We start from the raw sequence: 14,514 nt of genomic DNA on the forward strand, positions 1-14,514 counted from the left end.
GGACAAAGCAGAGCGAAAACTCGAAGCGTTGGCGCGCCGCGAATGCGGGAGTAGTTCAATGGTAGAACCCTAGCCTTCCAAGCTAATGACGCGGGTTCGATTCCCGTCTCCCGCTCCAGAAGTCCAGTTCGACGCAAGGCACAGTTTTTTTGAATTTCGCCCATTTGGCTCAGTGGTAGAGCACTCCCTTGGTAAGGGAGAGGTCGCGGGTCCGATTCCCGCAATGGGCACCAGGTTTTTGGGGTTGCAGTCTTCGGGTTGCAACCCCATATCAGTGTGTTGATCTAGTTATTTTTCGGAGTCGAGAAAATGGCAAAAGGAAAATTCACCCGCACGAAGCCGCACGTGAACGTGGGCACGATCGGTCACGTGGACCATGGCAAGACCACGCTGACGGCGGCGATTGCGACGGTGCTGTCGACGAAGTTCGGCGGCGAAGCCAAGGCCTACGACCAGATCGACGCGGCGCCTGAAGAAAAGGCGCGCGGCATCACCATCAACACCGCCCACGTCGAATACGAAACGGCCAACCGCCACTACGCGCACGTCGACTGCCCCGGCCACGCCGACTACGTCAAGAACATGATCACCGGTGCCGCCCAGATGGACGGCGCCATCCTCGTGTGCTCGGCCGCCGACGGCCCCATGCCCCAGACCCGCGAGCACATCCTGCTGGCGCGTCAGGTCGGTGTGGGCTACATCATCGTCTTCCTGAACAAGTGCGACATGGTGGACGACGCCGAGCTGCTGGAGCTGGTCGAGATGGAAGTGCGCGAGCTGCTGGACAAGTACGAATTCCCCGGCGACGACACCCCCATCATCCATGGCTCGGCCAAGCTCGCCCTGGAAGGCGACAAGGGCAAGCTCGGCGAGGAAGCCATCATGAAGCTGGCTGACGCGCTGGACAACTACATCCCCACGCCCGAGCGCGCGGTCGACGGCACCTTCCTGATGCCCGTGGAAGACGTGTTCTCCATCTCCGGCCGCGGCACGGTGGTGACCGGCGCTGTGGAGCGCGGCGTCATCAAGGTGGGCGAGGAAATCGAGATCGTGGGCATCCGCCCGACGGTGAAGACCACCTGCACCGGCGTGGAAATGTTCCGCAAGCTGCTGGACCAGGGCCAGGCCGGCGACAACGTCGGCGTGCTGCTGCGCGGCACCAAGCGCGAAGAAGTCGAGCGCGGCCAGGTGCTGTGCAAGCCCGGCTCGATCAAGCCGCACACGCACTTCACCGCCGAGGTGTATGTGCTGAGCAAGGACGAGGGCGGGCGTCACACGCCGTTCTTCAACAACTATCGCCCGCAGTTCTACTTCCGCACGACGGACGTGACCGGCGCGATCGAGCTGCCCAAGGACAAGGAGATGGTCATGCCCGGCGACAACGTCAGCATCACCGTGAAGCTGATCAACCCGATCGCCATGGAAGAAGGCCTGCGCTTCGCGATCCGCGAAGGCGGCCGCACCGTGGGCTCGGGCGTGGTGGCGAAGATCCTCGACGTATAAGGGATTGCACAGGGGTATAGCTCAATTGGCAGAGCGTCGGTCTCCAAAACCGAAGGTTGTAGGTTCGATTCCTACTGCCCCTGCCACCTGAGGGTGGTGCTCTCGAACAAATAAGCCCGTCATAGCCTGACGGAAAGGCAGAAAAAGCCCGTCATAGCCTGACGGGCTTCGGCGTCTCAAGAAGACGTATTGAATTGAAGGCCGAAAGGCCGCAGGAATAAAGCCGCAAGATGGCCACTTCTCAAATCGAAACCGTGAGTACGGGCGCAGACAAGGCCAAGCTGGCCGTGGCTGTCGTGCTCGCGGTGGGCGCCATCGTGGCGTTCTATCTGCTCTCGCGCCAAGGTGCGATCGTGCAGTGGGCCGCCCTGCTGGTGGGCCTTGCCGCCGCTGTCGGCGCGTTCGCGAGCTCGGAGAGCGGTCGTCAGCTGTGGGCTTTCGGCCGCGATTCGTGGCGCGAGGTCAAGAAGGTCGTGTGGCCTTCGCGCAAGGAAACGATCCAGATGACGGCCTACGTGTTTGGCTTCGTCGCGATCATGTCCGTCTTCCTTTGGCTCACCGACAAGACGCTCGAATGGGTGTTCTTCGACCTCATTCTGGGCTGGAGAAAATAATGACTGACGACGCTGTCGAAACCACGCCGGAAAGCACTTCCCTGCTGGCACCTCCCGCCAACCCCGATCTGCGCTGGTACGTGGTGCACGCGTACTCGGGCATGGAAAAGGCCGTGGAGCGCAACATCCTCGAGCGCATCAACCGCGCCGGCATGCAGAGCAAGTTCGGCCGCATCCTGGTGCCGACCGAAGAAGTGGTCGAGATCAAGAACGGCCAGAAGCGCACCACCGAGCGCCGCTTCTTCCCGGGCTACGTGCTGGTCGAGATGATCATGGACGACGAAAGCTGGCACCTGGTGAAGCACACCAACAAGGTGACGGGCTTCGTCGGCGGCGCGAAGAACCGGCCGGCCCCGATCTCGCAGAAAGAGGTCGAGGACATCGTCAGCCAGATGCAACAGGGCACCGAGAAGCCGCGCCACAAGGTCGAGTTCGTCGTGGGCGAATTCGTGCGCGTCAAGGAAGGCCCGTTCACCGACTTCAACGGCACGGTCGAGGAAGTCAACTACGAGAAGAGCAAGGTGCGCGTGTCGGTCATGATTTTCGGCCGCGCGACGCCTGTCGAACTCGAGTTCAGCCAGGTGGAAAAGACCTGAAGACAGTTTCGGCCTGGCGCTTCCCGACTCGGCGCTGGGTTTTATTCGAAGAGTCGTCAACCCCGGGGAGCTGCGGCTGAACAAGCCAAGGCGTCATCACCCGCAAGGAGAAAAGCATGGCGAAAAAAATCGTCGGCTTCATCAAGCTGCAAGTGCCAGCTGGTAAAGCCAATCCGTCGCCGCCGATCGGTCCCGCACTGGGCCAGCGCGGTTTGAACATCATGGAATTCTGCAAGGCGTTCAACGCGCAGACCCAAGGCGTCGAGCCGGGCCTGCCGCTGCCGGTGGTCATCACCGCGTTCGCCGACAAGAGCTTCACCTTCATCATCAAGACGCCGCCGGCGATCACCTTGATCAAGAAGGCCATCAAGCTCGAGAAGGGTTCCGCCCGTCCGCATACCGACAAGGTCGGCAAGATCACGCGCGCCCAGCTCGAAGAGATCGCCAAGACCAAGATGAAGGACCTGACGGCAGCCGATCTGGACGCCGCGGTTCGCACCATCGCCGGCTCCGCCCGTTCGATGGGCGTGAATGTGGAGGGCGTGTAATGGCCAAGATCACCAAGAAGCAAAAAGCGCTCGTGGGCAAGGTCGACAGCAACAAGCTGTACCCGCTCGTCGACGCGATCGGCATCATCAAGGAAGCCGCCACCGCGAAGTTCGATGAGTCGATCGACGTGGCCGTGCAGCTCGGCATCGATGCCAAGAAGTCTGACCAGGTCGTGCGCGGCGCCGTCGTGCTGCCCAACGGCACCGGCAAGACCAAGCGCGTGGCGGTGTTCGCCCAGGGCGCAAAGGCTGAGGAAGCCAAGGCCGCCGGCGCCGACATCGTCGGCATGGACGACCTGGCTGCGATGGTGAAGGCTGGCGACATGCCCTTCGACGTCGTGATCGCTGCGCCGGACGCGATGCGCGTGGTCGGTACGCTGGGTCAGATCCTCGGCCCGCGCGGCCTGATGCCGAACCCGAAGGTCGGCACCGTGACGCCCGACGTCGCGACCGCCGTCAAGAACGCCAAGGCCGGCCAGGTGCAGTTCCGCGTCGACAAGGCCGGCATCGTGCACGGCACCATCGGCCGTCGTTCGTTCGACACCGACAAGCTGCAGGGCAACCTGGCGGCGCTGATCGAGGCGCTTGTCAAGGCGAAGCCGGCCACCAGCAAGGGTGTGTACCTGCGCAAGGTGGCCGTGTCGTCGACGATGGGTGTGGGTGTCCGCGTGGACACGCAAACCATCGCCGCGCAAGGTTGAGTTTGTTGTGAAGGATTTGCCTCATCGCCGGTCAAACGGCGGCGAGGCGATGTGGTGGGTCGGGGCGGCGTTCAAGCGCTTCCCCGGGCCATCCAAGACCGCTGGTGTGCAGGGCAACCCGCACTTAATCGCCAGCGCAGATGGCGATCCCGCTGCAGAGGAACCTGGTTCCGAAAACAGTTGGTCGCTGCATGAAGCGCGTCTCGAGGCTCTGGCCGAGGGGCGCATTGAAAAGGAGTAGACCTTGAGTCTGAATCGCAGTGAGAAAGAAGCGGTCATCAGTGATGTGACCAGCCTCGCCGCAAAAGCTCAAACGCTCGTGATGGCGGAGTACCGTGGCATCACGGTCGCCGACATGACCAAACTGCGCAACGATGCGCGCAGCAAGGCTGTGACCCTGAGTGTTCTCAAGAACACACTGGCACGCCGCGCTGTCGCAGGTAGCTCGTTTGAGATCGTGTCCGACCAGATGACCGGTCCGCTGATCTATGGCTTCTCCGAAGACGCCGTGGCTGCCGCGAAAGTGGTGGCCGATTTCGCGAAGACCAACGACAAGCTGGTGATTCGCGGCGGTGCTTTCGGTGGCAAGGCCCTGGACGTCGAGGGCGTGAAGCAACTGGCCAACATCCCTTCGAAGGAAGTGCTGTTGTCGCAGCTGCTGGGCTTGATGCAATCCCCGATCTCGCGCACGGCCCGTGTTCTGGCCGCGCTCGCCGAGAAGCGTGGTGGTGGCGAAGCACAGGCGGAAGCTCCCGCCGCAGAAGGAGTCGCTGCCTAAGCGCGCGACTTTTCACCCAACTTATTTAGGAATCAAAAATGGCATTCGATAAAGACGCATTTCTGACCGCGCTCGACAGCATGACGGTCCTGGAACTCAACGACCTGGTGAAAGCCATCGAAGAGAAGTTCGGCGTGAGCGCCGCAGCAATGGCCGCTCCCGCCGGCGCCGGCGGTGGCGCTGCTGCAGCCGTCGTCGAAGAGAAGACCGAGTTCAACGTCGTTCTGCTCGACGCAGGCGCGAACAAGGTGTCGGCGATCAAGGCCGTGCGCGAAATCACCGGCCTGGGCCTCAAGGAAGCCAAGGACCTGGTGGAAGCCGCTCCCAAGGCCGTCAAGGAAGGCCTGCCGAAGGCAGACGCCGAAGCCGCCAAGAAGAAGCTGGAAGACGCCGGCGCCAAGGTGGAACTGAAGTAATTCGGTTCTCCCGGAGGGCTGGAGTGTGCCGAAAGGCCCTCCAGCCTTTGCCGCTTTCAGAGCGCACCCAAAAGCCGGCTTGGCGCCGGCTTTCCCGGAGACCTTCAGGTCGACGGAAAAGCCAAACCGAGACGATTTTTGAGTGTCTTCTGACCCCGACTGCAGAAGACCCCTTGGTTCGGGTGATGTGCAACGCATCACCGTCCGCCAGGGCTGGTAGTGGCCAGCCACCAAGGAGAGTGGTGCTCAAGCACCCGACCAAGTCGCTGAAGATCTCAAGCTCCGGAGCTCTCATGGCCCAAACGTCCACGTACAGTTACACCGAACGCAAGCGCATCCGAAAGAATTTCGGCAATCGCGACAGCGTCGTCGAAATCCCCTACCTGCTGCAGATGCAGAAAGACGCGTACACCGCGTTCCTGCAGGCCGGCATTGCACCCCAGAAGCGCACCGTGGAAGGCCTGCAGGCTGCATTCGACGCTGCCTTCCCGATCGTCTCGCACAACGGTTTCGTCGAGATGAAGTTCCTCGAGTACAACCTCGCGAAGCCTGCCTTCGACGTGCGCGAGTGCCAGACCCGCGGGCTGACTTTCGCCTCGGCCGTGCGCGCCAAGGTGCAACTGATCATCTATGACCGCGAATCGTCGACCTCGCAGTCGAAGGTGGTCAAGGAAGTGAAGGAGCAAGAGGTCTACATGGGCGAAGTGCCGCTCATGACCGACAAGGGCTCCTTCATCATCAACGGCACCGAGCGCGTCATCGTGTCGCAGCTGCACCGTTCGCCCGGCGTGTTCTTCGAGCACGACAAGGGCAAGACGCACAGCTCCGGCAAGCTCCTGTTCTCGGCCCGCGTGATTCCCTATCGCGGTTCGTGGCTGGACTTCGAGTTCGACCCGAAGGACATGCTGTACTTCCGCGTCGACCGCCGCCGCAAGATGCCGGTCACGATCCTGCTGAAGGCCATCGGCCTGAACCCGGAATCGATCCTCGCGAACTTCTTCGTGAACGACAACTTCCGTCTGATGGACAGCGGCGCGCAGATGGAGTTCGTCTCCGAGCGCCTGCGTGGTGAAGTCGCGCGTTTCGACATCACCGACAAGTCCGGCAAGGTCGTGGTCGCCAAGGACAAGCGCGTCACCGCGCGCCACACGCGCGAACTCGAGCAGACGGGCACCACGCACATCAGTGTGCCGGAAGACTTCCTGGTCGGCCGCGTGATCGCGCGCAACATCGTCGACGCCGACTCCGGCGAGATCCTGGCCAAAGCCAACGACGAGCTGACCGAAGCTCTCCTGAAGAAGCTGCGCGCCGCCGGCGTGCAGGACGTGCAGGCCATCTACACCAACGAACTCGACCAGGGCGCGTACATCTCGCAGACCCTGCGCATCGACGAGACGGTGGACGAGTTCGCCGCCCGCGTGGCGATCTACCGCATGATGCGCCCCGGCGAGCCGCCGACGGAAGACGCGGTGCAGGCCCTGTTCCAGCGTCTGTTCTACAACCCCGACACCTACGACCTGTCGCGCGTCGGCCGCATGAAGTTCAACGCCAAGGTCGGCCGCGACGAGTCGACCGGCCCGATGGTGCTGACCAACGAGGACATCCTCGCCGTGGTCAAGATCCTGGTGGACCTGCGCAACGGCCGCGGCGAAGTGGACGACATCGACCACCTCGGCAACCGCCGCGTGCGCTGCGTCGGCGAACTGGCCGAGAACCAGTACCGCACCGGCCTCGCCCGCATCGAGAAGGCCGTGAAGGAACGTCTGGGCCAGGCCGAGCAAGAGCCGCTCATGCCGCACGACCTGATCAACAGCAAGCCGATCTCCGCCGCGCTGAAGGAATTCTTCGGCGCCTCGCAGCTGTCGCAGTTCATGGACCAGACCAACCCGCTGTCCGAGATCACGCACAAGCGCCGCGTCTCGGCCCTCGGCCCGGGCGGCCTGACGCGCGAACGCGCCGGCTTCGAAGTGCGTGACGTGCACGTCACGCATTACGGCCGCGTGTGCCCGATCGAAACGCCTGAAGGTCCGAACATCGGCCTGATCAATTCGCTGGCGCTCTACGCGCGCTTGAACGAATACGGCTTCATCGAGACGCCGTACCGCCGCGTGATCGACGGCAAGGTCACGAACGAGATCGACTACCTGTCGGCCATCGAAGAAGGCAAGTATGTGATCGCGCAGGCCAACGCCGCGCTCGACAAGGACGGCCGCCTCACGGGCGACCTGGTGTCGGCGCGCGAAACCGGCGAATCGATCCTGGTCAGCGCCGAGCGCGTGCAGTACATGGACGTGTCGCCGGCGCAGATCGTGTCGGTGGCCGCGTCGCTGGTGCCCTTCCTCGAGCACGACGATGCGAACCGCGCGCTCATGGGCGCCAACATGCAGCGCCAGGCCGTGCCGGTGCTGCGTCCCGAAAAGGCCTTCGTCGGTACCGGCATCGAGCGCGTCTCCGCGGTCGACTCGGGCACCGTGGTCACGGCCACCCGCGGCGGCATCGTCGACTATGTCGACGCCACCCGCATCGTGGTGCGCGTGAACGATGCCGAAGCGGCGGCCGGTGAAGTCGGTGTCGACATCTACAACCTGATCAAGTATCAGCGTTCGAACCAGAACACCAACATCCACCAGCGTCCGATCGTCAAGCGCGGCGACAAGATCGCCAAGGGCGACGTGGTGGCCGACGGCGCATCCACCGACCTCGGCGAGCTGGCCCTGGGCCAGAACATGCTGGTCGCGTTCATGCCCTGGAACGGCTACAACTTCGAAGACTCGATCCTGATCAGCGAACGCGTCGTGGCCGAAGACCGCTACACCTCGATCCACATCGAGGAACTGGTGGTGATGGCCCGCGACACCAAGCTCGGTGCCGAGGAAATCACGCGCGACATCCCGAACCTGGCCGAGCAGCAGCTCAACCGCCTGGACGAGTCGGGGATCATCTACGTCGGCGCCGAAGTGCAGCCGGGCGACACGCTGGTCGGCAAGGTCACGCCCAAGGGCGAAACCACGCTGACGCCTGAAGAGAAGCTGCTGCGCGCGATCTTCGGCGAGAAGGCTTCCGACGTGAAGGACACTTCGCTGCGCGTCGACCAGGGCTCGCAAGGCACCGTGATCGACGTCCAGGTGTTCACCCGCGAAGGCATCACGCGCGACAAGCGCGCCCAGCAGATCATCGACGACGAGCTCAAGCGTTTCCGCCTCGACCTGAACGACCAGCTTCGCATCGTCGAAGCCGACGCCTTCGACCGGATCGAGAAGCTGCTGGTCGGCAAGGCCGCCAACGGCGGCCCGAACAAGCTGGCCAAGGGCACCAAGCTGGACAAGGCCTACCTCTCGTCGATCGAGAAGTTCCACTGGTTCGACATCCGCCCGGCGGACGACGACGTGGCGTCGCAGCTCGAGTCGATCAAGAACTCGCTCGAGCAGACGCGCCACAGCTTCGACCTCGCCTTCGAAGAAAAGCGCAAGAAGCTCACGCAGGGCGACGAGCTGCCCGCGGGCGTGCTCAAGATGGTCAAGGTCTACCTGGCCGTCAAGCGCCGCCTGCAGCCCGGCGACAAGATGGCCGGCCGCCACGGCAACAAGGGTGTGGTGTCGAAGATCGTTCCGGTCGAAGACATGCCTCACATGGCCGACGGCACGCCGTGCGACATCTGCCTGAACCCGCTGGGCGTGCCTTCGCGGATGAACGTGGGCCAGGTGCTCGAAGTGCATCTGGGCTGGGCCGGCAAGGGCATCGGCCAGCGCATCGGCGACATGCTGCAGGCCGAGGCCAAGGTGGCCGAGCTGCGCAAGTTCATGGACCAGCTCTACAACGGCTCGGGCCGCAAGGAAGACCTCAGCAAGCTGAGCGATGCCGACGTGCTCGAGATGGCCGGAAACCTGTCGACCGGCGTGCCCTTCGCGACCCCCGTGTTCGACGGCGCTTCGGAAGAAGAGATCCGCGGCATGCTCAAGCTGGCTTACCCGGAAGAGATCGCCAAGGCCAAGGGCCTGACCGACACCCGCACGCAGGCCTACCTGTTCGACGGCCGCACCGGCGACCAGTTCGAGCGTCCGGTCACGGTCGGCTACATGCACGTGCTCAAGCTGCACCACCTGGTGGACGACAAGATGCACGCCCGCTCGACCGGCCCGTACAGCCTGGTCACCCAGCAGCCGCTGGGCGGCAAGGCACAGTTCGGCGGCCAGCGTTTCGGCGAAATGGAAGTGTGGGCGCTCGAAGCCTACGGCGCCGCCTACGTGCTGCAGGAAATGCTGACGGTGAAGTCCGACGACGTGCAGGGTCGTACCAAGGTCTACGAGAGCATCGTCAAGGGCGAACACTCGATCGAAGCCGGCATGCCGGAATCGTTCAATGTGCTGGTCAAGGAAATTCGTTCCTTGGGCCTCGACATTGAACTGGAACGTTCTTAATTGAGAGGGAAAGAGTCAAATGAAATCGCTACTCGACCTGTTCAAGCAATTCACGCCCGATGAGCATTTCGATGCCATCCGCATCGGCATGGCTTCGCCCGAGAAGATCCGTTCGTGGTCCTTCGGCGAGGTGAAGAAGCCAGAGACCATCAACTACCGGACCTTCAAGCCCGAGCGCGACGGCCTGTTCTGCGCCAAGATCTTCGGGCCAATCAAGGACTACGAGTGCCTGTGCGGCAAGTACAAGCGCCTGAAGCACCGCGGCGTGATCTGCGAGAAGTGCGGCGTTGAAGTCACTCAGACCAAGGTGCGCCGCGAGCGCATGGGTCACATCGACCTGGCCGCGCCCTGCGCCCACATCTGGTTCCTGAAGTCGCTGCCCTCGCGCCTGGGCCTCGTGCTCGACATGACGCTGCGCGACATCGAGCGCGTGCTGTACTTCGAAGCCTACGTGATCACCGACCCCGGCATGACCCCGCTGAAGAAGTTCGGCATCATGTCCGAGGACGACTACGACGCGAAGCGCAAGGAATACGGCGACGAGTTCATCGCCAAGATGGGCGCCGAAGGCATCAAGGACCTGCTGATGGGCATCGAGCTCGACAGCGAGATCGAGAAGCTGCGCGGCGACCTGACCGGCTCCGAAGTCAAGGTCAAGAAGAACTCCAAGCGCCTCAAGGTGCTGGAAGCCTTCCGCAAGTCGGGCATCAAGCCCGAGTGGATGGTGCTCGACGTGCTGCCCGTGCTGCCGCCGGACCTGCGTCCGCTGGTGCCGCTGGACGGCGGTCGCTTCGCGACCTCCGACCTGAACGACCTCTATCGTCGCGTCATCAACCGCAATTCCCGCCTGCGCCGCCTGCTCGAGCTGAAGGCGCCGGAGATCATCGCGCGCAACGAAAAGCGGATGCTGCAGGAAGCCGTCGACAGCCTGCTGGACAACGGCCGCCGCGGCAAGGCCATGACGGGCGCCAACAAGCGCGCGCTCAAGTCGCTGGCCGACATGATCAAGGGCAAGAGCGGTCGCTTCCGCCAGAACCTGCTGGGCAAGCGCGTCGACTACTCGGGCCGTTCGGTCATCGTGGTCGGCCCGACGCTCAAGCTGCACCAGTGCGGCCTGCCGAAGCTGATGGCGCTCGAGCTCTTCAAGCCCTTCATCTTCTCGCGCCTCGAAGCCATGGGCATCGCCACCACCATCAAGGCGGCGAAGAAGGAAGTCGAATCCGGCACGCCGGTGGTGTGGGACATCCTGGAAGAGGTGATCAAGGAGCACCCGGTGATGCTCAACCGCGCACCGACCCTGCACCGCCTCGGCATCCAGGCCTTCGAGCCGATCCTGATCGAAGGCAAGGCGATCCAGCTGCACCCGCTGGTTTGCGCGGCCTTCAACGCCGACTTCGACGGCGACCAGATGGCCGTCCACGTGCCGCTGTCGGTGGAAGCGCAGATGGAAGCCCGCACGCTGATGCTGGCCTCCAACAACGTGCTGTTCCCGGCCAGCGGCGAGCCCTCGATCGTGCCGTCGCAGGACGTGGTGCTGGGCCTCTACTACACGACCCGCGAGCGCATCAACGGCAAGGGCGAGGGCCTGATCTTCTCCGACATCGGTGAAGTGCAGCGCGCGCTCGACGCCAACGTGGTCGAGCTCACCGCCAAGGTCAGCGTGCGCATCACCGAGTACACGAAGGACAAGGAATCGGGCGAGTTCACGCCCAAGACCGAACTCGTCGATACGACCGTGGGCCGCGCGCTGCTGTCCGAGATCCTGCCCAAGGGCCTGCCGTTCTCGAACATCAACAAGGCGCTGAAGAAGAAGGAAATCTCCAAGCTCATCAACGTCTCGTTCCGCAAGTGCGGCCTGAAGGAGACCGTGGTCTTCGCCGACAAGCTGCTGCAGAACGGCTTCCGCCTGGCGACCAAGGCCGGCATCTCGATCGCCATCGACGACATGCTGGTGCCGGCCGAGAAGCACGGCATCATCGAGCGCTCGGCCAAGGAAGTGAAGGAGATCGAGCAGCAGTACGTCTCGGGCCTGGTGACTTCCGGCGAACGCTACAACAAGGTGGTGGACATCTGGGGCAAGGCCGGCGACGAGGTGTCGAAGGTCATGATGGCCAAGCTCTCGAAAGAGAAGGTCACCGACCGCCACGGCAAGGAAGTGGAGCAGGAGTCCTTCAACTCCATCTACATGATGGCCGACTCGGGCGCCCGCGGTTCCGCCGCGCAGATCCGCCAGGTCGCCGGCATGCGGGGCCTGATGGCCAAGCCCGACGGCTCCATCATCGAGACGCCGATCACCGCGAACTTCCGCGAAGGCCTGAACGTGCTGGAGTACTTCATCTCCACCCACGGTGCCCGAAAGGGTCTGGCCGACACCGCGCTGAAGACCGCGAACTCCGGCTACCTGACGCGCCGACTGGTCGACGTGACCCAGGACCTGGTCGTGATCGAGCAGGATTGCGGCACGCACGAAGGCGCAGCGATGCGCGCGATCGTCGAAGGCGGTGAAGTCATCGAGTCGCTGCGCGAGCGCATCCTCGGCCGTACTGCGGCCGAAGACGTGCTGCATCCCGAAACGCGTGCCGTGCTGGCCAAGGCCGGCGACATGCTCGACGAAGACGTGATCGAAGTGCTCGAAGCCGAAGGCGTCGACGAAGTCAAGGTGCGCACGGCACTCACCTGCGCGACCCGCTTCGGCATCTGCGCCAAGTGCTACGGCCGCGACCTCGGCCGCGGCGGCCTGGTCAACAACGGCGAGGCGGTCGGCGTGATCGCGGCCCAGTCGATCGGCGAACCCGGCACGCAGCTCACGATGCGCACCTTCCACATCGGTGGTGCGGCTTCGCGCGCGGCGGTGGCTTCGAGCGTCGAGGCCAAGTCCAACGGCGTGATCGGCTTCAACGCCACGATGCGCTACGTGACCAACAGCAAGAACGAGCTGGTCGTGATCGCGCGTTCGGGCGAGATCGTCATCCATGACGAGCACGGCCGCGAGCGCGAACGCCACAAGGTGCCTTACGGCGCCACGCTGGCGGTCAAGGCCGACCAGCAGGTCAAGGCCGGCCAGGTGCTGGCCAACTGGGATCCGCTGACGCGCCCGATCATCACGGAGTTCGCCGGCAAGACCAAGTTCGAGAACGTCGAGGAAGGCCTCACGGTCGCGAAGCAGGTCGACGAGGTCACGGGCCTGTCGACGCTGGTGGTGATCGATCCGAAGCGCCGCGGCGCAGCCAAGGTCGTGCGTCCGCAGGTGAAGCTGGTCGACGCCACGGGCAACGAGGTCAAGATCCCCGGCACCGACCACTCGGTGACCATCGGCTTCCCGATCGGTTCGCTGGTGCAGATCCGCGACGGCCAGGACGTGGGCCCCGGCGAGGTGCTGGCGCGCATTCCGGTCGAAGGCCAGAAGACCCGCGACATCACCGGCGGTCTGCCGCGCGTGGCCGAGCTGTTCGAGGCGCGTTCGCCGAAGGACAAGGGCATGCTGGCCGAGATGACCGGTACCGTGTCGTTCGGCAAGGAGACCAAGGGCAAGATCCGCCTGCAGATCACCGACCCCGAAGGCAAGGTCTGGGAAGACCTGGTGCCGAAGGAGAAGAACATCCTGGTGCACGAAGGCCAGGTGGTGAACAAGGGCGAAAGCGTGGTCGACGGCCCGGCGGATCCGCAGGACATCCTTCGCCTGCTGGGTTCCGAAGAACTCGCGCGCTACATCGTGGACGAAGTGCAGGACGTGTACCGCTTGCAGGGCGTGAAGATCAACGACAAGCACATTGAGGTGATCGTTCGCCAGATGCTGCGCCGCGTCGTGGTCGAGAACCCGGGCGACACCAACTACATCGCCGGCGAACAGGTCGAACGCAGCGAAATGCTCAACACCAACGACGCCCTGCGCGCCGCTGACAAGCTGCCCGCCACGTTCACCAACCTGCTGCTCGGTATCACGAAGGCATCGCTCTCGACCGACAGCTTCATCAGCGCCGCATCGTTCCAGGAAACGACGCGCGTGCTGACCGAAGCCGCGATCATGGGCAAGCGCGACGAGCTGCGCGGCTTGAAGGAAAACGTCATCGTCGGCCGCCTGATTCCCGCGGGCACCGGCATGGCGTATCACCAGGCACGCAAGGTCAAGGACGCGATGGACGAGGCCGAGCGCCGCGCGATCGCCGAGGCGGAAGCCGCCGACCTGGCTGCCAGCCCTTCGACCGACGATGTGACCACGGCCGACGCCAGCGAAGGCGCCGCGACCGAATAAATAACTGGTTAGCATCACCGGCATGACCGGTACCCATCGCCCCCCTTCCGCCCGCGGATGGGGGGCTTTTTCATGAGCGACATGCCCGATTCGCTGCCGTATTGGATCGTCGGCGCGGTGGCGCTGTTCTGGTTCGTCGGCGCCTACAACCGCATCGTGCGCCTGCGTTCGGCGGCGCTGCAGGCCTATGCGGCGCTCGACGCGGCGCTGGTGCGGCAGCTCGATTTCGTGCAGGCGCGCGTGGCCGAAGCGGCGCCTGCGCCTGCGCCGGCAGTGCCCAAGGGCGCGACGGCCGACGCCTCGCTGCAGGCGGCCGCCAGCCAGCTGGTGACCCTGCTTGCCGCCACGCGCCTCAAGCCGCTCGATCCGGCCGGCATCGGCGCGCTGGCCACCGCCTTGCATGTCATGCTCGGCGCCTGGCAGCGGCTGCATCCCGATGCGGTGGTCAGTTTCGAGGCCGACGGTACCCTGTCGCGACCCGCGCCGCTCGCGGCCAGGGAAGACGCGGCCGCCGGCTCGGCGCCGATCGCCTGGCCCGAGCCCTCGGCTGCGGCCGAGATCGCCCGCAACCAGTTCAACCTGGCCGTGACGCAGTACAACGCGGCCATCGCCCAGTTCCCGGCGCTGCTGGTGGCGTGGATCATGCAGCTGCGACCGGCAGCGCCCTTGCGCTGATCCTGCGTTCTTT

At 64.0% G+C, this 14,514-nt stretch carries 11 protein-coding genes and 3 tRNA genes; all 14 read left to right on the forward strand.

Annotated elements, in window-relative coordinates:
• Positions 1-44 precede the first annotated feature (44 nt).
• The 14 genes from ACSQ9I_RS04080 (at position 45) to ACSQ9I_RS04145 (ending at position 14,501) form a co-directional block, all read left to right on the forward strand.
• Positions 45-118, forward strand: a tRNA-Gly gene (locus tag ACSQ9I_RS04080).
• A gap of 40 nt (positions 119-158) precedes the next feature.
• A tRNA-Thr gene (locus tag ACSQ9I_RS04085) sits at positions 159-233 on the forward strand.
• A 76-nt stretch (positions 234-309) separates the two neighbouring features.
• Complete coding sequence (tuf, locus tag ACSQ9I_RS04090) at positions 310-1,503, forward strand: elongation factor Tu (RefSeq protein WP_436312363.1); 1,194 nt, start codon at positions 310-312, stop codon at positions 1,501-1,503.
• A gap of 10 nt (positions 1,504-1,513) precedes the next feature.
• Positions 1,514-1,589: transfer RNA gene (locus tag ACSQ9I_RS04095), tRNA-Trp, on the forward strand.
• A gap of 144 nt (positions 1,590-1,733) precedes the next feature.
• Positions 1,734-2,117, forward strand: a complete 384-nt coding sequence (secE, locus tag ACSQ9I_RS04100; RefSeq protein ID WP_436295417.1) for a preprotein translocase subunit SecE — start codon at positions 1,734-1,736, stop codon at positions 2,115-2,117.
• On the forward strand, positions 2,117-2,713 hold the full coding sequence (gene nusG, locus ACSQ9I_RS04105) for a transcription termination/antitermination protein NusG (RefSeq protein ID WP_093111291.1): 597 nt from the start codon (positions 2,117-2,119) through the stop codon (positions 2,711-2,713). The genes secE and nusG overlap by 1 nt, the downstream gene beginning before the upstream one ends.
• Positions 2,714-2,829: 116 nt before the next feature.
• The gene (rplK, locus tag ACSQ9I_RS04110; protein ID WP_028252759.1) at positions 2,830-3,261 is read left to right on the forward strand and encodes a 50S ribosomal protein L11; all 432 of its coding nucleotides are present in this window, start codon (positions 2,830-2,832) and stop codon (positions 3,259-3,261) included.
• The gene (gene rplA, locus ACSQ9I_RS04115) at positions 3,261-3,962 is read left to right on the forward strand and encodes a 50S ribosomal protein L1 (RefSeq protein WP_093111293.1); all 702 of its coding nucleotides are present in this window, start codon (positions 3,261-3,263) and stop codon (positions 3,960-3,962) included. Before rplK ends, rplA begins: the two co-directional genes overlap by 1 nt.
• A gap of 7 nt (positions 3,963-3,969) precedes the next feature.
• Positions 3,970-4,203, forward strand: coding sequence for a hypothetical protein (locus tag ACSQ9I_RS04120; protein ID WP_139191792.1), 234 nt, complete (start codon positions 3,970-3,972; stop codon positions 4,201-4,203).
• Positions 4,204-4,206: 3 nt separating this feature from the next.
• Positions 4,207-4,740, forward strand: coding sequence for a 50S ribosomal protein L10 (rplJ, locus tag ACSQ9I_RS04125; RefSeq protein WP_093111295.1), 534 nt, complete (start codon positions 4,207-4,209; stop codon positions 4,738-4,740).
• Between the two features lie 38 nt (positions 4,741-4,778).
• On the forward strand, positions 4,779-5,156 hold the full coding sequence (rplL, locus tag ACSQ9I_RS04130; RefSeq protein WP_093111297.1) for a 50S ribosomal protein L7/L12: 378 nt from the start codon (positions 4,779-4,781) through the stop codon (positions 5,154-5,156).
• 293 nt (positions 5,157-5,449) lie between these two features.
• On the forward strand, positions 5,450-9,574 hold the full coding sequence (rpoB, locus tag ACSQ9I_RS04135) for a DNA-directed RNA polymerase subunit beta (protein WP_093111391.1): 4,125 nt from the start codon (positions 5,450-5,452) through the stop codon (positions 9,572-9,574).
• Between the two features lie 19 nt (positions 9,575-9,593).
• Positions 9,594-13,826, forward strand: coding sequence for a DNA-directed RNA polymerase subunit beta' (rpoC, locus tag ACSQ9I_RS04140; RefSeq protein WP_436312364.1), 4,233 nt, complete (start codon positions 9,594-9,596; stop codon positions 13,824-13,826).
• 72 nt (positions 13,827-13,898) lie between these two features.
• A complete protein-coding gene (locus tag ACSQ9I_RS04145) occupies positions 13,899-14,501 on the forward strand; it encodes a lema family protein (protein ID WP_436312365.1) in 603 nt (200 codons plus the stop codon).
• The last annotated feature ends 13 nt before the right edge of the window (positions 14,502-14,514 follow it).

Origin of the sequence: Variovorax sp. LjRoot84, from assembly GCF_964254305.1 — a bacterium.
In the GTDB taxonomy this organism is placed as follows: Bacteria; Pseudomonadota; Gammaproteobacteria; order Burkholderiales; family Burkholderiaceae_C; genus Variovorax.